Here is an 18,207-nt window from a genome sequence, read left to right as displayed (position 1 = left end):
GACGAGACAGACCAACCGGAGGATTCAATGGATGCGAACCCATTCCTAAAGGTACAGCGCTTAGGACGAGCGCTGATGCTGCCGATCGCGGTATTGCCTGTCGCGGGCATTTTGCTGCGGCTCGGGCAGGCGGACGTCCTGAACATTAAATTGATCGCCGATGCGGGCGGCACGATTTTCGACAATCTGCCGCTGCTCTTCGCGATCGGCGTTGCGGTGGGCTTCGCAAAAGAGAACAACGGCGTGGCGGCGCTCGCCGGGGCGATCGGCTATCTCGTCGAGATCGCCGTGATGAAGGACATCAACGACAAGCTGAACATGGGGGTGCTCTCGGGCATCATCGCGGGCGTCGTCGCCGGGCTGCTGTACAACCGGTACAAGGACATCAAGCTGCCCGACTACCTGGCCTTTTTCGGCGGTAAGCGCTTCGTGCCGATCGTCACAGGGCTCGCGTGCGTGGTGCTGGGCGTCGTGTTCGGCTACGTCTGGCAGCCCGTGCAATTGGCGATCGACGCGACCGGCCATTGGCTGACGACGGCCGGCGCGATCGGCGTGTTCGTCTACGGCACGCTCAATCGGCTGCTGCTCGTCACCGGGCTGCACCACATCATCAACTCGCTGGCGTGGTTCGTCTTCGGCACGTTCACGCCCCCGGGCGGCGGCGCTGCCGTAACGGGCGACCTGCACCGGTTCTTTGCGGGCGATCCCACCGCGGGCGGCTTCATGACGGGCTTTTTCCCGATCATGATGTTCGGTCTGCCGGCCGCTTGCTTGGCGATGTTCCATGAAGCGCCGAAGGAACGCCGCGCGTTGGTGGGCGGGCTGCTGCTCTCGATGGCACTGACGTCGTTTCTCACGGGCGTGACCGAGCCGGTCGAGTACACGTTCATGTTCCTCGCGCCGGTGCTCTACGTGATTCACGCCGTGCTGACGGGGCTCTCGCTGGCGATTTGCCAAGCGCTGGGCATCCATCTGGGCTTCACGTTTTCGGCCGGTGCGATCGACTACGTACTGAATTACGGTTTGTCGACGAAGGGGTGGCTCGCGATCCCGGTCGGCCTCGCATACGGCGTGGTGTACTACGGCTTGTTCCGCTTCTTCATCCGCAAGTTCAACATGGCCACGCCGGGCCGCGAAAGCGCGGGCACGGAAGCGCAAGTCGAATCGTTCGCCGCGGGCGGCTACGTCGCGCCGGTGGCCGGTGCGCCGCTCTCGCGTGCCGATCGCTATATCGCCGCCCTGGGCGGTGCGCAGAACTTGACGCTCGTCGATGCGTGCACGACGCGGCTGCGTTTGTCGGTCGTCGACGCCGAGAAGATTTCCGAGCCCGCGTTGAAAGCGGCCGGTGCGCGTGGCGTGCTCAAGCGCGATGCGCGTAACGTGCAAGTGGTCATCGGGCCCGAGGCCGACATGATCGCCGACGAAATGCGTGCGGTGATCGCCGGTGGCGCCGGCGCGGCGCAGGCACCCGCGGCCGCGGCCGCGAAAGTGGCCGACGGCGCGGCCGGCCCGCTCGACCCGGACCCGATGCGCTGGCTCGCGGTGTTCGGCGGCGCGACGAATGTCGCCGCGCTCGACGCGGTGGCGGCTACCCGGCTGCGCGTGGTCGTGCGCGATCCCGCGGCCGTCGATCGTCAGCGTCTAGCCGCGCTCGATGTCGCATGGGTTTCGGCGGACACGTTCCATATCGTCTGCGGTCCTGCCGCGCAACGGTACGCACAGCAACTCGCGACGCGCTTGCCGGCGTCCGGCGGCCCCACGCCGCAGCCGGTTTGAGGGTCGGCCGGCGCTTCGTTCGCGGGGCGCCGGCTCCGGCAACACAGCGATAAGAAACGGCGCCTCGGCGCCGTTTCGTCATTGCGAGAAGCGCGGGCCGGTCGACATCGAGCCTATCTCGAGCGCTCGGCGCGCACGGCGGCTTTCTCCGTTCTCGATTCGAGCCACATGGCGTTGATGATGCCGAAGCCCAGGGCCACGCCGATGCCGAGTATCCAACTGAAGTACCACATGATTTGTCCTCCTAAATAACCGATTCGGCCCGCACTCAATACATCGAATGCCGGTTTTGTTCGAGCGCCGTATGCGTGACCTTGCCGCGCATGACGCGATAGACCCATGCGGTATAGGCCAGCACGATCGGCAAGAAAACGATCACGGCCACGAGCATGATCTGCAGCGTCATCCGGCTCGAGGTCGAATCCCAGAGCGTCAAGCTGCTCTTCGGGTCGAGCGAGGAGGGCATGATGAACGGGAACATCGAGAAGCCCGCGGTGAGAATGACGCCGGCGATCATGAGGCCCGTCGCCATGAACGCCGTTTTTTCGAAGCGCGAACGCGCCAGCGCGAAGGCGACGAGCCCACCGGCGAAGGCGAGGGCGGGCGCGCTCGTCATCCACGGAAAGCGGCCATAGTTCGCGAGCCACAGCCCGGTCCCTCGCTCGACGCTCTTGAGCAGCGGATTGGCAACCGCGTCGAGCGGCGGTGCGGCGTCGATCCGATAGCCCGTAATCGAAGTCGCGATCAACGCGCCGGCGAGCGCGAACGTCAGCAGAGTCACGCAACTCGAGGCGCGCAGCGCGAGCGCGGCGCGCGCCGCGATGGGGCCGTCGGTTTTCATTTTGACGAAGGCGGCGCCGTGCGCGATCAGCATCGACAAGCTCACGAATCCGGTCAGCAGCGCGAACGGATTGAGCAGCGCGAAGAACGAGCCGTGATAGGTCGCCCGCATTTCGTTGTCGAACGCGAACGGTGCGCCTTGCAGCAAGTTGCCGAACGCGACGCCGAACACGAGCGCCGGCACGAAGCCGCCCGCGAACAGGGCCCAATCCCACGCCGAGCGCCAGCGCGGGTCGGCGCGCTTGCTGCGGTAGTCGAAGCCGACCGGCCGGAAAAACAGCGCGAACAGCACGAGCAGCATCGCGAAGTAAAAGCCCGAGAACGAAGCGGCGTACACGAGCGGCCAACTCGCGAACATCGCGCCGCCGGCCGTGATGAGCCACACCTGATTGCCCTCCCAGGTGGCGCCGACGGTATTGACGACGATACGCCGTTCATCGTCGGTCTTGCCGACGAACGGCAGCACGATGGCCGTGCCCATGTCGAAGCCGTCGGTCAGCGCAAAGCCGATCAGCAGCGTGCCGATGAGCGCCCACCAAATCACTTTGAGCGTTGCGTAGTCCATGATGGTCCTTTGATCGATGACGTGGATGCAAGCGCGTCCGTTAGGCGGGTGTGTCGCTCGCGACCGGTGCGGCGCGGCGAGTCTCCGACTCGTAGCGACCCGTATGCAGCGAGGCGGGACCCAGGCGCGCGTACTTGAACATCAGCGTGATCTCGATGACGAACAGCGCCGTGTAAAAGAGCGCGAAGCCCGCGAGGCTCAACCAGACATCGGTCGGCGAGAGGCTCGATACCGATAGATTCGTCGGCAAGATGCCGGCGATCGTCCAAGGCTGGCGGCCCACTTCAGCGACGACCCAGCCGAATTCGGCCGCGAGCCAAGGCAGCGGAATCGCCCATACGGCCCAACGCAGGAACCAGCGCCGGCGCTCGTCGAGCACGCCTCGACGCGCGCACAGCCAGAATGCGTAAGCAAACGTCGCGAGAAACAAGATGCCGAGGCCGACCATCAACCGGAACGAGAAGAAGATCGGCGAGACGGGCGGGATCGTGCTTTGCGCGGCGTCGTGGATTTGCTGCGGGGTTGCGTCGGTGACACGCGGCGTCATCGGTTTGAGCAGCAGGCCGTAGCCGAGATCGGCCTTGTGCGCATCGAAGGCCGAGCGCGCGTCGGCCGACGTATCGCCTTGCCTGAGCCGCTGTAGCGCGGCATACGCGAGCATGCCGTTCTTGACGCGAGCCTCGGCGGAGGCGGCTAGATCCTTCAAGCCGACGACGGGCTCGTCGATCGAACGCGTCGCGATGAGGCCGAGCGCGTACGGCACGCGCAAAGCGTAATCGGTGCGTTGGGCGGCTTGATTAGGAATCCCGAATATCGTGAATGCCGCGGGCGGGGTTGCCGTCTCCCATTCCGCCTCGATCGCGGCGAGCTTGACCTTCTGAACTTCGCCCGTGTTGTAGCCCGACTCGTCCCCGAGCACGATGACGCACAGGGTCGACGCGAGCCCGAAGCCGGCGGCGATCGTAAACGAGCGCAGCGCGAACTCGACATCGCGGCGCTTGATCAGGTACCACGACGAGATGCCGAGCACGAACATGGCCGCGGTCACGTAACCGGCCGATACCGTATGAACGAACTTGACCTGGGCGATCGGATTGAAGATGACGGCGAATAGGCTCGTCAGCTCCATGCGCATCGTTTCGTAGTTGAACGCGGCGCCGACCGGATTGTTCATCCAACCGTTGGCGACGAGAATCCACAACGCGGAGAGATTGGAGCCGAGCGCGACGAGAAACGTCACGCCCAAATGTTGCACTTTGGAGAGCCGGTTCCAGCCGAAGAAGAATAGGCCGACGAACGTCGACTCCAAAAAGAACGCCATCAATCCTTCGACGGCGAGCGGCACGCCGAAGATATCTCCGACGTAATGCGAGTAGTAGGCCCAATTGGTGCCGAATTGGAATTCGAGGGTAATGCCCGTCGTCACACCCATCGCGAAATTGATACCGAACAGCTTGCCCCAAAATTGGGTCATGTCTTTATAGACGGGCTTATCGGTCATCACATAGACGGCTTCCATGATGACCAGCAGCCAAGAAAGCCCCAATGTCAGCGGGACGAACAAGAAGTGATAAAGGGCGGTGACTCCGAACTGGAGGCGGGATAGATCGACAACTTCACTACTGAGCATGGCCGACTCCTTGTGGCTAGCGAGAGGCGGGAGAGGAAAGCAAGGCGCGGGCGACTTCGGCTGGGGGCATCGACATATCGGCCGCGCGAGGATGATTGAAGAACGCGTACTTGAGCGCGATCAGCAGCAAAACTTTGAGCGTCAGCACGAGCGCGATATCGCGGGCGAACGTGGGTCTTCGCCGGAAACGCGCGAACGATGCCGCAAGCGCCGTTCGCAAGGCATCGGATTTGTCGCCTGTATCGATAGCGGCTGCGTCGCGCGTGGATCGCATGGTCTCGTATCCCGTATTCGCCGAATTCGAGCCGCCGGTGGTGCCTCTCGTCGATGAGAAGCAGCGGCGGCACGAAGTGTTATGCGTTCGGAATGATCGTAGAGCCGGACCTGCCCGCCGATATTGACCTGCGACAAGGGTGCGTCGCTTGAACGCAACTCGATGCGGCGCTCAATTCACGCTGTCGGGCGCGCCGAGTGGTGTACGCGCGGGCAAAAAAAATCCCGCCGCGAAAGGGCCGCGGCGGGATCGATCGATGTGACGCGCGATGCGCCGGGAAATGGCGCGCCGCCTACGTCCGTATCGTTTAGGCGTACTCGGCGAGTGCCGTGCGCATCTTCTTCATGGCGCTCGCTTCGATCTGACGAATGCGCTCGGCCGACACGCCGAATTCGTCGGCCAACTCGTGCAGCGTCGAGCCGCCCGAGCCGTCGTCCGCGACATTCAGCCACCGCGCCTCGATGATGCGCCGGCTACGCGCATCGAGCGAGTCGAGCGCTTGTGCGATGCCGTCCGTTTGCAAGCGGTCGTTTTGGCGAGCGGAGAGCACGGCCGTGGGTTCGCTGTGCGAATCGGCCAGATAGGCGATCGGCGCGAACGATTCCTCGCCGTCCTCGACCTGCCCTTCCAGCGCGATGTCGCCGCCCGAGAGCCGCGTTTCCATCTCCGAGACTTCCTCGCGCTTGACGTTCAACTCCTTCGCCAGACCGTCGATTTCGTCGGGCGTGAACGCCTGCAGACCTTGCTTGTGGCTGCGCAGGTTGAAGAACAGCTTGCGCTGCGCCTTCGTCGTGGCGACCTTGACCATGCGCCAGTTGCGCAGGATGTATTCGTGAATCTCCGCCTTGATCCAATGGATCGCGTACGAGACCAGGCGCACGTTTTGCTCTGGATCGAAGCGCTTCACGGCCTTCATCAGACCTATATTGCCTTCTTGGATCAGGTCGGCGTGCGGCAGGCCGTAGCCCAGGTAGTTGCGGGCGATCGAGACGACCAGACGCAGGTGCGACAGCACGAGCCGGCGAGCCGATTCAAGGCTGGCCTGCTGACGGTAATCGGTGGCGAGTTCGCGTTCTTCCTCGGCGCTCAGCATCGGGATGCGGTTCACCGCCTGGATGTAGGCGTCGATGTTGCCGAGCTGCCCGGGCAGCATCGACGGCGCGAGCGTCAGCGCACCTGCCGAAGCGGCCTTAGCGGACGCCGGGCGCACAATATTCGGAAGGGTCATAGCGTTGCTCACGAAAGAAACTCCTTGTGAAACAGGTAACTGCTCAGTCACGAAGACAAACTCCACGGAGGATATTAGCACTCCCTTTCCTGGAGTGCTAAGCATTCGAGTCCGCTCGCGCGGCGAAGTTCCCTGGCTCCTATCGAAATTAAAAAGCGATAGAGATATTTTACGCCGTTTCCGGTCCCGCTGCTCGCGGCCCGCAGCGAGCGTGCCTCGGCGGCACCGCGGGCGGCGAACACTTTGTTGCGTGAAATGACATCGTCACGAGTGCTTGTCGCCAAGTAAGATCATTCGACCCCCTGCGATGCACAGGGCACGGTGGACCTATCTCCCGTACGTTGGAGTATCGAGATGAAAAAGAAGAACGAATTGATTCGCATCAAACGCAAGGCATGGGCGGTATTCGCCACACTCGTCGCCGGGACGGCGGCGCACGCGCAAGCCGCGGTCGCGCCGGCCTCGGCGCAAGGATTCGGCGTTCAGGCCGGCATCGGCATCGCTCAAGAGCACAAGGTGAGGGAAGCCGACCTCGGCTTCGTTTGGGACCCGGGGCTCACGTGGTGGGAGACGGGCGGTTGGCATTTCGGCCTGACGGGCGAGGCGCATCTGAGCTATTGGCATACGAACGAGGGTGCCTTCCACCACGACATCTACGCGCTCGGCCTTCAGCCGATGGTTCGTTTCATCAAAGACCAAGGGGCGATTCGTCCGTATATCGAGGCAGGCGTCGGCTTGCGCTTGCTGTCGCATGCGACGATCACCGACCAATACTCGATGGGAACCGCATTCCAATTCACGGAGATCGTGGGCGTCGGCGCACAGTTTGGCGCGCACCAGCAGTACCAGGCCGGCTGCCGCTTCCAGCACATCTCCAATGCCGGTATGAAAGAGCCGAATCCTGGTATAAATTTCACCCAGCTATACCTGCAGTACAACTTCTGACGCCGGCGCATTCACGCCGGGTGCAAGGGGGCGGTGCAATGGCTGCGAAGGTGATCGAGGCGATTCGGGCGCTCGAGCGGGATCGGTTTCGCGCGATGGTGGACGGCGACGTCCCCGTGCTCGACAAATTGCTGTCCGACAGCGTGAGCTACGTGCACACCAACGGCAAGCGCGAGACGAAACGGCAGTTCATCGAGGCCATCTCGGGCGGCCATCGCCGTTACCGGCAGATCGAGCTGCAATCGCAAGAGGTGCTGCCGCTCGGCAGCGATACCTGTGTCGTCACGGGGCGCGCGCTGGTGGAGATCGAGGCGAACAACGGAGCGTTGCTGTTTCCGATCGCCTATACCGCCATCCAGGCGCAGGAAGGCGGGCACTGGCGTCTCGTCGCTTGGCAAGCGACGCGCTGCGCACTCGAGTAGAGCCGCGCCGCGCGCCGCCCGTTTCGCCCGCTCGTGGCGGGTGAAACGCCAATTGCCGCGCGAGCGTTCAAGCGGCGGCGGCTTCGTCCGAGCGTTCTCGATCCCACGCATGCCGATTCAAAGCGCAAACGAGCGCGTCGGCCGCCGCGATAGCCGGGTTCACGTGCACGCCGGCCCCGTAGCGCACCGCTTGGGCACCGGTTTGCCGGCCGTCTTCGAGCGAGCAGGCGACGAAAGCCGCCGTGCGCCCGTCGCTCGTCGGCACGGTCTCGAACTCGCCGATGCGCACGCGCTCGCGCGAGGCGCTGGACAGGGCGTCCGCAACGGCCCGCACCCAGGCTTGCGCGCTGTCGTATGCGGCTGCCGCGTCGATGCGGGCCACCTCCCGGTGGCGCCATCGAATCGACGCATCGATGCGTTCGGCCGGTCCGCCCACATCGAAATATTCTCGTGAGAAAAGGGCGCAGAGCGCGTCGCCCGTGACTTCGGCGCCCGAATCGTCGGCGATGCGTTGCACGGCGTGGCTGAACTCGATTTGTACGCGCCGCGGCGGCGCGAAGCCGAGCCCGCGCTCGAGCAAGAACGTGGCGCCGCCCTTGCCGGATTGGCTGTTGACGCGGATCACCGCTTCATAGCCGCGTCCGACGTCGGCCGGATCGATCGGCAGATAAGGCACTTCCCAAAGCCCATCGCTCTTTTGCTGCGCGAGGCCCTTGCGGATCGCGTCTTGATGCGAGCCGGAGAAGGCGGTGAAGACGAGTTCGCCCGCATACGGATGGCGCGGGTGGACCGCGATCGCGTTGCAGCGCTCGACGACGCGGCGCACGCGATCGATATTGGAAAAGTCGAGCCCCGGATCGATGCCCTGCGTGTACAGGTTGAGCGCGAGCGTCACGAGATCGACGTTACCGGTACGTTCGCCGTTGCCGAAAAGGCAACCCTCGATCCGATCGGCCCCGGCCAGCAGCGCGAGTTCGGCCGCGGCCACCGCGGTGCCGCGGTCGTTGTGCGGGTGCACGGACAGGACGATGCTGTCGCGGTAGGCGAGGTTGCGATCCATCCACTCGATCTGATCGGCGAAGACGTTCGGCGTCGCGGCTTCGACCGTGGCCGGCAGGTTGACGATCATCTTGTGCTCGGGCGTGGGCCGCCACACCGCGCTGACCGCATCGCATACTTCGCGCGCGAACGCGAGCTCGGTCATGCTGAACGTTTCCGGCGAGTACTCGTAGGTCCAGTGCGTGCCGGGCCGCCGCTGCGTGTGCTCCTTGATCAGCCGCGCGCCATCGACCGCCAGCGCTTTGACGTCGTCCTTCGATGCGTTGAACACGATGCGCCGGAACGAGGGCGCGATCGCGTTGTATTGGTGGACGATCGCGCGCGGCGCGCCTTCGAGTGCTTCGAACGTGCGAGCGATCAAATCGGCGCGCGATTGCACGAGCACCTCGATCGTCACGTCGCCGGGGATGCGCTTTTCGTCGATGAGCTTGCGCACGAAATCGAAGTCGGTTTGCGAAGCCGACGGAAAGCCCACTTCGATTTCCTTGAATCCGATCGCGACGAGCATCTCGAAGAACTCGAGCTTCTGCTCGATGTTCATGGGCTCGATCAAGGCTTGGTTGCCGTCGCGCAGATCGGTGCTCATCCAAATCGGGGCGCGGTCGATCGTCCGGTTGGGCCATTTGCGGCCGGCCAACTGCACGGGCGGGAAGGGACGGTACTTTGCGGCGGGGGTGCGAAGCATGACGGACCTCGGTTCGTCGGGTCGTCTGCGAAACGCGGCGGATCGAGCGGCTGGCCGATTCGCGCTGGGACGCAATGCTGCCACGTCGGCGATTTCGCGATCCGTCCGAGCGGTACTCGGCCGAATGCTGACGACTACGGGTTGTAGAAGGAACTGCGGCTTGGGGGTGAAACGAAAACGGCTTGGGGTACTGCTGGAGGACCGCGCAAATGACAGCGCGGCGCTACGCCTGGCTTACGCTAGTCGTAGCGATAGGGGCCGCGCTAGGCGGCCGGAGGTAATTCGGAGGGGGTTCAGGTTCGAACGCATAAAGCGCACTCTATGACAGCGCGTCACGCGCTGTCAACAGGCCGCGTGTCACCGCGTCCGCACGATGCGTACGATTTCTTGGACTTGCCGCGCGAGTGTCGGAGGCACCGGCGCCTTGCCGTCCAAGACCGAGCGTATCCAGTCCGCGGTCGTTTGCGCGTCGCGCGCGGCCGGCAGATCGGGGCTGGCTTCGTCGGGCGAGGACCGTTCGGGCGAGACGAGCGTTTGCGCGACGCCGTCGTGAAGCCAATCGATCTGCACTTGCCTGCGGGTGTCGGCCACGGCCTCGCCCTCGGTACCGCGCGCGAGCAGCGCGCCGCCGGCGGCCGCCTCGGGGTGGCCGAGAAAGAGTTCGGCCAGCGCGTCGCGATAGGAAGGGTGCGTGTAGTTGACGAGCCGCAAGCCCGCCGGCGCGAACGGCTGCAAGATCTTGACGAGCGTATGGGTGGAGTTGCGCACGCCCAGCACGCGCCGCAGCGCGAGCAAGCGCGCGAGCTTGGGCGCCAGCACTTCGACGGGCGCGAAAGCGACGTGGCGCTCGCCGAGCGAAGCCTCGATCTGACCATGCGAGGCCGAGGAGGCGATGCCCAGGCAGGTGAAGATTTCGGCGCTCGTCACGCGGCCCGGGTCCTCGGTTACCCCGTGCACGAGCGTGGGCACCCCCTCGCGGGCCAGCAGCAACGCGAGCAGCGGCACGAGGTTCGGTTGCTTGCGCGCACCGTTGTAGCTCGGAATCGATACGGCCCCCGGCACGCGCAGCGGCTCGATCGAGGCTTGCGCCGCGGCCAGCATCGCGGCCAGTTCCTCGGCCGTCTCGCCTTTCAAGCGGTAGGCCAACAAGACGGCGCCAAGCTCCACGTCGGATACGCGGGCGTCGAGCATCGCGCTGTACAGCGCGTAGGTGTCGTCGGGCGAAAGGGGGCGGGCCCCGTGCGGGCCGCGCCCGATTTCCTTGATGAAGCGGGCGCACGGGAAACGTTCTGCGGTGGATGCGGTCATGAGGCGCGAGCTAGAGCGGCAAAGCACTCGTGTAATGGTGACGGTAAGGCGAGTATCGCATTCCTTCGCGATCTGGCAAGCCGCCCGTGCCGGGCGTTCGACACGTGCTCGCGCTAAACTCGACGTTTCCGCCAAGGCCGCGCGCAGCGGTTCGCGGCGCTCATTGAATCATGGAGAAAGCGCGATGGAGTTCGTCTTTGCCCCGCCCCCGGTCGTCGCCGTGCCGATCGCCGAAACCGTCGATGCCGCCAGCGCGAGCGAGTGCTTCCCGGTGCGCCGCATTTACTGCGTCGGCCGCAACTACGCGGCGCATGCGCGGGAGATGGGCCACGACCCCGACCGCGAGCCGCCGTTCTTTTTCTCGAAGCCCGCCGATGCCGTGGTCTACGTCGCGCCGGGAGCAACGGACGAGTTTCCGTATCCGCCGCGCACGAGCGACGTTCACCACGAAATCGAGTTGGTCGTCGCGATCGGCCGCGCGGGACGCGACATTGCCGTCGAACACGCGCTGGAGCATGTGTACGGCTACGCGGTCGGTCTCGATATGACGCGGCGCGACCTGCAAGCCGAAGCCAAGAAAATGGGCCGTCCCTGGGACGTCGCCAAGGGCTTCGATCACTCGGCGCCGCTCGGTCCGATTCACCCGGTGTCACGCGTCGGGCACATCGAGCGCGGCGCGATTTGGCTCGAGGTGGGCGGCGTCGAGCGGCAACGCTCGGATGTCTCGGCGCTCACTTGGTCGAGCGCCGAGACCATCGCCTATTTGTCGACGCTGTTTACGCTGCAGCCGGGCGACTTGATATTCACGGGAACGCCGGAGGGCGTAGCGGCGGTCCAGCGCGGCGACGTGATGACGGGCGGCGTGGACGGGCTCGGCCAATTGAAGGTGCGCGTGGTTTGACGCCGAGACAAGAGAGGAGACGCTTCGATGAAGCTATATAGCTATTTCCGCAGTTCGGCGGCCTATCGCGTGCGCATCGCGCTCAATTTGAAGGGGCTCGCCTACGACTATGCGGCCGTGCACTTGTTGCGCGGCGGGGGCGAGCAGTTGATGCCCGAGTATCGGCGCATCAATCCCGACGGCATCGTGCCCGCGCTCGTCGATGACGGCCTGGTGCTGCAGCAGTCGCTCGCCATCATCGAGTATTTGGAGGAGACGCATCCCAATCCCCCGCTGTTGCCGAGCACGCCGGGCGATCGCGCGTACGTGCGATCGATCGCGCTGCAAATCGCCTGCGAGATTCATCCGCTGAACAACCTGCGCGTGCTCAAGTATCTGAAGCACAGCCTGAACGTGACGGACGAGGCGAAGGACGCCTGGTACCGGCACTGGGTCACCAATGGCTTCGACGCCCTCGAGCCGAGGCTTGCCGGCGATCCGCGCACCGGTCAGTTCGTTTATGGCGACACGCCGACGATGGCCGATCTCGCGCTCGTGCCGCAGGTGTTCAACGCACTGCGTTTCAACGTCGATATGGCGGCGTATCCGACGATTCAACGCATTTATGACGAAGCGCTGCGGCACGACGCGTTCGTGCGCGCATCGCCCGAAAAACAGCCGGACGCTGAGTAATGGAAACAGGGAAACAGGGAAACAAGCGAGACGGGCGCGCGTTGCCGGTGCGACGCGCGCGCCTTTTGGCGGGGCGGTTTAGCCGAGCAGCGCGTCGGCGAATTCTTCCGCATTGAACGGCTGCAAGTCTTCGACCTTTTCGCCGACGCCGATGAAGTACACCGGCACCGGGCGCTGGCGCGCGATCGCCGCCAAAATGCCGCCCTTGGCCGTGCCGTCGAGCTTCGTGACGATCAGGCCCGTCAGAGTCAGCGCGTCGTCGAAGGCTTTGACCTGCGCGAGCGCGTTTTGACCGGTGTTGGCGTCGATCACGAGCAGCACTTCGTGCGGCGAGCCTTCTTGCGCCTTGCCGATCACGCGTTTGACCTTGCGCAGTTCCTCCATCAGATGAAGCTGCGTCGGCAGACGTCCGGCCGTGTCGGCCATGACGACGTCGATCTTGCGCGCGCGCGCCGCACTGACGGCGTCGAAGATGACCGCGGCGGGATCGCCGCTTTCCTGCGAGACGACCGTCACGTTGTTGCGTTCGCCCCAGATCGTCAACTGCTCGCGCGCGGCGGCGCGGAACGTGTCGCCGGCGGCCAGCAAGACCGATTGATCGAACCGCTGCAAATGCTTGGCGAGCTTGCCGATGCTCGTGGTTTTACCGGCGCCGTTCACGCCCGCGATCATCATCACGAGCGGTTGCGCGCGCCCGAGCATGAGCGACTTTTCGAGCGGCTTGAGCAGATCGACGAGCAGCGCGCGCAGCGCGGCCTTCACTTGTTGCGGATCGGTCAGGCGCTCGGTGCGGACCTTTTCGCGCAAGGCGCCGAGTAGGAATTCGGTGGCCTCGACGCCCGCGTCGGACATCAAAAGCGCGGTTTCTAGCTCTTCATAGAGTTCATCGTCGATCTTCGTGCGTACGAAGATGCCCGTCAGGCCGGCGCTCGTTTTCGACAAACCCGAGCGCAGCCGGGTGAGCCACGATTGTTTCTGGCCCGGTTCCGGCGCGGGAGGGGGGACGACTTCCTCGATTTCGATGTCATCCGCTTGCTGCGCCAGGCCGAGCGGCTCGACAGCGGCCGACGGTACGGCTTCGGTGCGTGCAATGGCGCTCGGTTGTACCGCGGCAGGCTGCGGCGCCGGTGCGGCGGCGGGCGCGCTGCCCGGGACCGGAGCGATGGCCGGAGCGGAGGCAGGCACCGAAACCGGTGATGAAACGGGGGCCGGTTGCGCGGCTGCGGCTTCGCTTGCCGCCGGCGAGGGGCTTTGCGCCGCCGGCGTGTCCTGCGGCGGGGTTTCGGACGATTTCCCGCCCTTGAATCGTTTGAAGAAGCTGAACATGATCTGCCGTGATGGAGGCCGCGGCGCAAAGCCCGCGGCGGCAATGAATGGCGCGTGGCCGCGCATGCGCCGCGGTGGACCGGCAATGCGGCAATGCCCTCGATAAGCGCGTCATTTTAGCAGGCGCGCCGTCCAAGGCGTGCGCTCGGACGCTTCTCGCGGGCCTCGCCCCCGGCTGTGGTAACGTTGGCGGCTGCACCCGCGCGTTTTTTCGCGCGCCCCATCGCCTTCGACCCTTAGTTGCCCGCATGCCCCGTTCCCCGTCTGCCTCCCGCGCCTCCGGCGCCGCATCCGTTCGCGGCAAGCCCAATACCGTCCGCATCATCGGCGGCGACTGGAAGCGCACGCCGCTGCAAGTGCTCGACCTCGAGGGGCTGCGCCCGACGCCCGACCGCGTACGCGAAACGCTGTTCAATTGGCTGGGGCAGCGGCTCGACGGCTTGCGTTGCCTCGATTTGTTCGCGGGTACCGGCGCGCTCGGTTTCGAGGCGGCATCGCGCGGCGCCGCGCGCGTGCTCATGGTCGAGCGCAACGCGAAAGCGGCCCGCCAACTACGCGAAATCGGGGCGCGCTTGTCCGCGCAAGCCGTGGAAGTGGTGGAGGCCGACGCCATGCGGCTCGCCCCGGGCCTGCCGCCGCGCTCGTTCGACGTCGTTTTTCTCGATCCGCCGTTCGGCGAGCCGGGCATGCTGGCGCGCGCGCTGCAGTCATGTGTGCCGCTCGTCGCCGAGGGCGGCTATCTATATGTGGAATCGGGGGAGGCGCTCGACCTGGCCGAATCCGAGTCGCTCGCCGGGTGGCGCATCGCGCGACAGGGCAAGGCGGGCGCCGTACACTACCATTTGCTGCAGCGCGAAAATGATGAATAATGCGCGTTTTCGGCAGGAATAGAGACGTCGGCCACGGTAAGCCGCGTCAAGGCCGGGCGGCGTAGCATGCCCGCGTCTCAAACGAAGATGATGACAGGAGATGGTCGATGGTAGTCGCCGTGTACCCGGGTACGTTCGATCCGCTTACGCGCGGTCATGAAGACCTCGTTCGGCGTGCGTCGAGCATTTTCGATACGCTCGTCGTCGGCGTCGCCGATAGCCGCAACAAGAAGCCGTTCTTCACGCTGCAGGAGCGCCTCGACATCGCGCAAGAGGTCTTGGGCCATTATCCGAATGTCCAGATCATGAGCTTCAAGGGTTTGCTCAAAGACTTCGTGCGGGCCAACAACGCGCGCGTCATCGTTCGCGGGCTGCGCGCCGTGTCCGATTTCGAGTACGAGTTTCAGATGGCGGGGATGAACCGCTACCTGTTGCCCGACGTCGAGACGATGTTCATGACGCCGTCGGATCAATATCAATTCATCTCCGGTACGATCGTGCGCGAGATCGCGCAGCTTGGCGGCGACGTCAGCAAGTTCGTCTTCCCTTCGGTCGAAAAATGGCTGACCGAGAAGGTGGCGGAAATGACGAAAGGGTCGTAGACGCTTGCGTCTGTGAACTTGGCGAATCGGTCTGGGTCGCCCGCTCGACGAACGAAGATCGAGGCAGTGAAATCGCCGCCATTGGCGAGCGCCTATTAGGGGTTATCGGCCATTTTTTCGTCCGCAATTGCGTCGTATAAGTACGGCGATCTATCCTAGCGCGAGCAAAAATGTAACCACAACGCCTACTCTCGCGCTAGCTATGCGTATCCAATTCGTCATCGGCAACTTGAGCGATTATCACGTCCCGCGATATCGGGCACTGTTGAAGTTGGCGTTAAGCCGCGGGTTCGATGTTTCGCTCATCGAACTCTACGACAGCAATAATTTTTACGAGTACCCGCAAAGCGCTCGAGTCGCATTCATGCAGGACGCGCCACCCGAAACGGTGACGGTCTTCAAGAACGCGCCCGGTGAACGTAAGCATTGGCTCCTCGTCGCCGCCAAGGTAGGCGCGATCGTCCGTGCGACGCGGCCCGACTTCGTCATCACGCTCGGCTATCACACGAGTTACTCGATCTATCTGTGCTTGCTACGGACGATCTTGCGCCGCTTCCGGCTCGTTTATATGTCCGACTCGAAGCACGACGACGGCAAGCGGCACCGCGTCAAGGAAGCTCTGAAACGGCTCCTCGTGTCTCGTTTCGATGGAGCGTTGGTCGCCGGCGAAAAGCACCGCCTTTACGCCCAATCGCTCGGCATTCCGATGCAGCGATCACGAGTCGGCTTCGATGTCATCGATGTCGCCTACTTTCGTGAAACCGCGGAGCGGGTTCGCGCCAATGCATCCGGCTCGCGAGAGCGCTTCGACTTGCCGTCGCGATACGTGCTGTGCGTCAGTCGTTTCGTCGAGCGCAAGAACGTCCCGGTCGTGATCGATGCATTCGCGAAATCGGGGCTCGGCGAACAAGGTGTCGGCCTGGTAATCGTCGGGCGAGGTCCACAGGAGCAAGCGATTCGCGCCCAGATCGAACGGCTCGGTTTATCCGAGCAAGTGCGGATCGTTACCGAAGTCCTCAATCGCGATATGCCGGCTTTTTACGCATTGTCCGATTTCGTTGTATTGGCCAGCGAATTCGATCAGTGGGGGCTCTGTGTCAACGAGGCGATGGCTTCCGGGCGGCCCGCGATCGTGTCTGAAACCTGCGGCTGTGCGAACGAGTTGGTTCACGACGGCGTCAACGGATTCGTGGTGCGCCCTGGTGACGTCGATCAACTCGCGGACAAGATGCGGCGACTCGGTACCGACCGAACGCTGCGCGAACGGTTTGCCACTCAAGCCGAGAAGACGATCAGCCGCTGGACGCCCGAACTCTTCGCCGAGAACCTGCTGGCGCTGGCGGGGGCCGTTGGCGCTCGTTGACTCAGCGCGAGCGAACGGTCGCTAGCCGCCGGCGAGCAGCCGAGAAAAAGACACCCGTCAGGGGTGGATCGTTTGGCAGTTGCGGCTCCTGCCGCGACCGATTCCAAGTATGAGCTTAGGCGTATTCGGCCATTTTTAAAGCTGTTGTTGCATCGCATTTTGCAGCGCGGCATATTTCTGTCAACCGGAATGCCGGTCGAGCCAAAAGCGTATGTATGCCCGATAGAAATCGGCGTTGCTTCGGCACTATCGGTAATTCATGCGTATCCGAATTCGTTATCGGCAATATGAGCGGCTATCACGTCCCTCGCGGTCCTGTGCCGCAGCGGCATGCGGCCAGCCGGGGGAAAGATAGAGTTCGTTAAAACCGGCCATTGTGTTTCTCTGTGTGCTCAGGATGCTCATGCACCGCTTCAAAGTAATTTATATATCGGATTCCCAAGCCGGCGACGCGGTGTTTGCCGCGCATATGCCGGCAATGGCCGATGATATTCGGATATCGAAATGAAACCGCGCGCCCTTGTCATTGAGCCGGACTTTTCGGGCCATCGCTGGCGATATGTCCAATGGGCCGTGGAAGCGCTCATCGAGGCGGGATACGAGTGCGTCGTGGCCACCGACGCTTCGAACTGCAAGCATGCTCTGATCGAAGCTTATCAAGCGGGCCGCGCGGACGTCCACGTGCTTTGGCATCGCGAGGACCAACGGCGTCCTTCCATCGCGAACCGGCTATTGGGACTCGCCAAAGAGGACTTCTCCTTTTACGCCAGGTTTGCCTGGGTGTACCGCGAGGTGACCCGATCCGAACCGGTGGATATCGTCGTCGTTCCTTTCGGTGACTACATTCTCAACGCCGTCGCGTTTCTCGGCTCCCCGTTCGGTAAGTCGCCCTGGTTCTGCGTCGTGATGCGTCAGACGTTCCATCATCGCGAAATGGGCGTGAACGTCCCCGCTCGCCCCCTCGTCGATTACGCGAAGAAGCAGCTTTTTTCTTGGGCGTTGCGGCGGGGAAATCTGTCCGCGGTGTTGACGATCGATCCCACTCTTCCCGGCTGGCATGCGAATACGAGTCTAGCCAAGCATTCGCCGGCGGTTCTCTATCTCGCGGATCCGTTCCCCGAAGGGGGAACGGTTGGGCGCGACGAGGCGAGGGAGCGGCTCGGCATCGGCACTGAGCGCATGATTTTGGTCTATGGGGCGATCACGGACCGCAAAGGAGTCAAGGAACTGGTCAACGCCTGCATGACACGAGACATGCCGCTCGTCATCGTGATCGCAGGCAAGCAAAACGATGACATTCGCGCGTTTTTGAAGGCGCTTGGGAGTCGTTCGAAAGAGCGAGTCGTCGTATTCGACCATTTCATTTCATCCGAAATGGAAGCCGATCTCTTTTGCGCGTGCGACGCCGTTTGGGTGGGCTACAAGGGGCACTACGGTATGAGTGCCGTCCTCGTGCAGGCCTATCGATACGGTAAAGCCGTTCTGGCCTCGCCTTTCGGGCTCATCGGATGGTTCGCCAAACAGGATCGGCTCGGACCGGTGCTGGACGACTTGTCGATTCCGGCTATCAACGCCGCTATCGATGAAGTCTTCGCTCTCGATCGGGAATACGAACCGGCTCGAGAATCGGACGGCCGCAAGCTTCTCGCGGGCCATACGGTCAGTAACTTCAAGAAGACTGTGCGATCCGCATTGACGATCGCCGGGCCCGATGTCAAAACCATACCAACTCCTATATGATT

The 18,207-nt window shown here is 63.6% G+C and carries 17 protein-coding genes; 9 read left to right on the top strand and 8 right to left on the bottom strand.

Annotation, left to right across the window (positions count from 1 at the left end; genetic code table 11):
* Positions 1–27 precede the first annotated feature (27 nt).
* Positions 28–1,776, top strand: coding sequence for an N-acetylglucosamine-specific PTS transporter subunit IIBC (gene nagE / locus C0Z18_RS08885; protein WP_102645011.1), 1,749 nt, complete (start codon positions 28–30; stop codon positions 1,774–1,776).
* Between the two features lie 113 nt (positions 1,777–1,889).
* Here nagE and cydX read toward each other — a convergent pair whose 3' ends face one another.
* The 5 genes from cydX to rpoH form a co-directional block, all read right to left on the bottom strand.
* Entirely contained in the window at positions 1,890–2,009 is a 120-nt protein-coding gene (gene cydX / locus C0Z18_RS08880) for a cytochrome bd-I oxidase subunit CydX (RefSeq protein ID WP_102645010.1), read from the bottom strand.
* 35 nt (positions 2,010–2,044) lie between these two features.
* Positions 2,045–3,181, bottom strand: coding sequence for a cytochrome d ubiquinol oxidase subunit II (gene cydB / locus C0Z18_RS08875; protein ID WP_102645009.1), 1,137 nt, complete (start codon positions 3,179–3,181; stop codon positions 2,045–2,047).
* Positions 3,182–3,221: 40 nt separating this feature from the next.
* Positions 3,222–4,811, bottom strand: a complete 1,590-nt coding sequence (locus C0Z18_RS08870) for a cytochrome ubiquinol oxidase subunit I (RefSeq protein ID WP_102645008.1) — start codon at positions 4,809–4,811, stop codon at positions 3,222–3,224.
* Between the two features lie 16 nt (positions 4,812–4,827).
* On the bottom strand, positions 4,828–5,085 hold the full coding sequence (gene cydP, locus C0Z18_RS08865) for a cytochrome oxidase putative small subunit CydP (RefSeq protein ID WP_102645007.1): 258 nt from the start codon (positions 5,083–5,085) through the stop codon (positions 4,828–4,830).
* A gap of 307 nt (positions 5,086–5,392) precedes the next feature.
* Complete coding sequence (gene rpoH / locus C0Z18_RS08860) at positions 5,393–6,325, bottom strand: RNA polymerase sigma factor RpoH (RefSeq protein ID WP_102645006.1); 933 nt, start codon at positions 6,323–6,325, stop codon at positions 5,393–5,395.
* Positions 6,326–6,667: 342 nt separating this feature from the next.
* Between rpoH and C0Z18_RS08855 the strand changes: the two genes are divergently transcribed.
* Together C0Z18_RS08855 and C0Z18_RS08850 are read left to right on the top strand one after the other, a co-directional pair.
* Positions 6,668–7,258, top strand: coding sequence for an acyloxyacyl hydrolase (locus tag C0Z18_RS08855; RefSeq protein ID WP_102645005.1), 591 nt, complete (start codon positions 6,668–6,670; stop codon positions 7,256–7,258).
* 38 nt (positions 7,259–7,296) lie between these two features.
* A complete protein-coding gene (locus C0Z18_RS08850; protein ID WP_102645004.1) occupies positions 7,297–7,680 on the top strand; it encodes a nuclear transport factor 2 family protein in 384 nt (127 codons plus the stop codon).
* Between the two features lie 67 nt (positions 7,681–7,747).
* Here the strand turns inward: C0Z18_RS08850 and leuA are convergent, their stop codons facing one another.
* Positions 7,748–9,424 (bottom strand): 2-isopropylmalate synthase, encoded by a 1,677-nt coding sequence (gene leuA, locus C0Z18_RS08845; RefSeq protein WP_102645003.1) that lies wholly within the window; start codon positions 9,422–9,424, stop codon positions 7,748–7,750.
* A gap of 357 nt (positions 9,425–9,781) precedes the next feature.
* A complete protein-coding gene (gene ybiB, locus C0Z18_RS08840) occupies positions 9,782–10,732 on the bottom strand; it encodes a DNA-binding protein YbiB (protein ID WP_102645002.1) in 951 nt (316 codons plus the stop codon).
* A gap of 184 nt (positions 10,733–10,916) precedes the next feature.
* Between ybiB and C0Z18_RS08835 the strand changes: the two genes are divergently transcribed.
* Positions 10,917–11,633: a fumarylacetoacetate hydrolase family protein gene (locus C0Z18_RS08835; RefSeq protein WP_102645001.1), complete on the top strand. Its 717-nt coding sequence runs from the start codon at positions 10,917–10,919 to the stop codon at positions 11,631–11,633.
* Positions 11,634–11,660: 27 nt separating this feature from the next.
* Positions 11,661–12,305, top strand: coding sequence for a maleylacetoacetate isomerase (maiA, locus tag C0Z18_RS08830; protein WP_102645000.1), 645 nt, complete (start codon positions 11,661–11,663; stop codon positions 12,303–12,305).
* A gap of 78 nt (positions 12,306–12,383) precedes the next feature.
* Here the strand turns inward: maiA and ftsY are convergent, their stop codons facing one another.
* Complete coding sequence (gene ftsY, locus C0Z18_RS08825) at positions 12,384–13,631, bottom strand: signal recognition particle-docking protein FtsY (protein WP_102645086.1); 1,248 nt, start codon at positions 13,629–13,631, stop codon at positions 12,384–12,386.
* 248 nt (positions 13,632–13,879) lie between these two features.
* Here ftsY and rsmD point away from each other — a divergent pair, with 248 nt between their 5' ends.
* From rsmD to C0Z18_RS08805, 4 genes are all read left to right on the top strand, one after another.
* Positions 13,880–14,500, top strand: coding sequence for a 16S rRNA (guanine(966)-N(2))-methyltransferase RsmD (gene rsmD, locus C0Z18_RS08820; protein ID WP_102644999.1), 621 nt, complete (start codon positions 13,880–13,882; stop codon positions 14,498–14,500).
* A gap of 107 nt (positions 14,501–14,607) precedes the next feature.
* Positions 14,608–15,102 (top strand): pantetheine-phosphate adenylyltransferase, encoded by a 495-nt coding sequence (gene coaD / locus C0Z18_RS08815; protein WP_102644998.1) that lies wholly within the window; start codon positions 14,608–14,610, stop codon positions 15,100–15,102.
* 202 nt (positions 15,103–15,304) lie between these two features.
* A complete protein-coding gene (locus C0Z18_RS08810) occupies positions 15,305–16,465 on the top strand; it encodes a glycosyltransferase family 4 protein (RefSeq protein WP_102644997.1) in 1,161 nt (386 codons plus the stop codon).
* Positions 16,466–16,969: 504 nt separating this feature from the next.
* Complete coding sequence (locus tag C0Z18_RS08805) at positions 16,970–18,205, top strand: glycosyltransferase (RefSeq protein WP_102644996.1); 1,236 nt, start codon at positions 16,970–16,972, stop codon at positions 18,203–18,205.
* Positions 18,206–18,207: the final 2 nt, after the last annotated feature.

This window comes from Trinickia dabaoshanensis (assembly GCF_002879885.1).
Taxonomy (GTDB): Bacteria; Pseudomonadota; Gammaproteobacteria; order Burkholderiales; family Burkholderiaceae; genus Trinickia; species Trinickia dabaoshanensis.
Note: the sequence above shows the minus strand (reverse complement) of the source record. Positions and strands in the feature narration are given on the sequence as shown.

Bases quoted from the DNA above. Each gene is read 5' to 3' on its own strand.
- rsmD (WP_102644999.1), top strand. From the start codon at position 13,880: ATGCCCCGTTCCCCGTCTGCCTCCCGCGCCTCCGGCGCCGCATCCGTT.
- leuA (WP_102645003.1), bottom strand. From the start codon at position 9,424: ATGCTTCGCACCCCCGCCGCAAAGTACCGTCCCTTCCCGCCCGTGCAG.
- C0Z18_RS08810 (WP_102644997.1), top strand. From the start codon at position 15,305: ATGCGTATCCAATTCGTCATCGGCAACTTGAGCGATTATCACGTCCCG.
- C0Z18_RS08850 (WP_102645004.1), top strand. From the start codon at position 7,297: ATGGCTGCGAAGGTGATCGAGGCGATTCGGGCGCTCGAGCGGGATCGG.
- C0Z18_RS08835 (WP_102645001.1), top strand. From the start codon at position 10,917: ATGGAGTTCGTCTTTGCCCCGCCCCCGGTCGTCGCCGTGCCGATCGCC.
- cydX (WP_102645010.1), bottom strand. From the start codon at position 2,009: ATGTGGTACTTCAGTTGGATACTCGGCATCGGCGTGGCCCTGGGCTTC.
- ybiB (WP_102645002.1), bottom strand. From the start codon at position 10,732: ATGACCGCATCCACCGCAGAACGTTTCCCGTGCGCCCGCTTCATCAAG.
- nagE (WP_102645011.1), top strand. From the start codon at position 28: ATGGATGCGAACCCATTCCTAAAGGTACAGCGCTTAGGACGAGCGCTG.
- ftsY (WP_102645086.1), bottom strand. From the start codon at position 13,631: ATGTTCAGCTTCTTCAAACGATTCAAGGGCGGGAAATCGTCCGAAACC.
- cydP (WP_102645007.1), bottom strand. From the start codon at position 5,085: ATGCGATCCACGCGCGACGCAGCCGCTATCGATACAGGCGACAAATCC.
- C0Z18_RS08805 (WP_102644996.1), top strand. From the start codon at position 16,970: ATGAAACCGCGCGCCCTTGTCATTGAGCCGGACTTTTCGGGCCATCGC.
- coaD (WP_102644998.1), top strand. From the start codon at position 14,608: ATGGTAGTCGCCGTGTACCCGGGTACGTTCGATCCGCTTACGCGCGGT.
- C0Z18_RS08855 (WP_102645005.1), top strand. From the start codon at position 6,668: ATGAAAAAGAAGAACGAATTGATTCGCATCAAACGCAAGGCATGGGCG.
- C0Z18_RS08870 (WP_102645008.1), bottom strand. From the start codon at position 4,811: ATGCTCAGTAGTGAAGTTGTCGATCTATCCCGCCTCCAGTTCGGAGTC.
- maiA (WP_102645000.1), top strand. From the start codon at position 11,661: ATGAAGCTATATAGCTATTTCCGCAGTTCGGCGGCCTATCGCGTGCGC.
- cydB (WP_102645009.1), bottom strand. From the start codon at position 3,181: ATGGACTACGCAACGCTCAAAGTGATTTGGTGGGCGCTCATCGGCACG.